This window comes from Francisella sp. SYW-9, from assembly GCF_008711465.1.
Classification (GTDB): Bacteria; Pseudomonadota; Gammaproteobacteria; order Francisellales; family Francisellaceae; genus Francisella.
Map to the genome: position 1 here is coordinate 1 of NZ_VXKQ01000040.1, position 738 is coordinate 738.

Below are 738 nucleotides of genomic sequence, written 5' to 3' on the forward strand. Positions count from 1 at the left end.
ACCAAAAGATGTATTACAGTTTACTCCAGGTGATGGTGCTACAGTTGGTACTTCTTTTGTTATTATTCCTTTTTGTACAGTTGTCATATTTACATTCTCTACTTCTTTTTCTGTCTTTATAAACCAATCTTTCGCAAATACATCTTTCTTCATTGTTCCTTTTATTGCTTTACCCTGTTTCCACTTTGCACTGAGATCGTATGTTCTCACTTCTTATCTCCTTTCTCTTCTTTTTTTCTCCTTTTCCTTCTTCTTCTTCTTCTTCTTCTTCACTTTCTCTTCTTTTTTCTTCTTCTTCTTTTTTTTTTCTTTTTCCTTTACTCCTTTCTCTGTTGTCTTCTTTTTTCTTTCTTTTCTTTCTTACACTTCTTCTTTCCTCTTCTCTTCTTCTCTCTTTTTTTTTTTCTTCTTCCTTTTTCCTTTTCCTTTTTCTTTCTTTTTTTTTTCTCTTTTTTCTTTTTTTTTTTTTTTTTTTTTATTTTTATTTTTTTTTTTTTTTTTTTCTTTTTCTTTTTCTTTTTTCTTCTATTTTTTTCTTTTTTTTTTTCTTTTTCTTTTTCTTTTTTTTCTTTTTTCTTTTTTTTTTTATTTATTTTTTTTACACTATTTTTCTTTCATCTCCTTTTCTTCAATCTCTTTATTTATTATCTACTTTATCTTTTTCTTTTATTCCTTCTTTTCTATTTATTCTTTCTTTTTCTTTTTTTTTTTTTTTCTCTCTTTTTCTTTCTTTTTCTT

The 738-nt window shown here is 24.4% G+C and carries 1 protein-coding gene; it reads right to left on the reverse strand.

Going from position 1 to position 738, the window contains the following annotated elements:
* A partial coding sequence (locus tag F3D62_RS12810) for a hypothetical protein (RefSeq protein WP_191092616.1) occupies positions 1-210 on the reverse strand: 210 nt, incomplete at its 3' end.
* Positions 211-738: the final 528 nt, after the last annotated feature.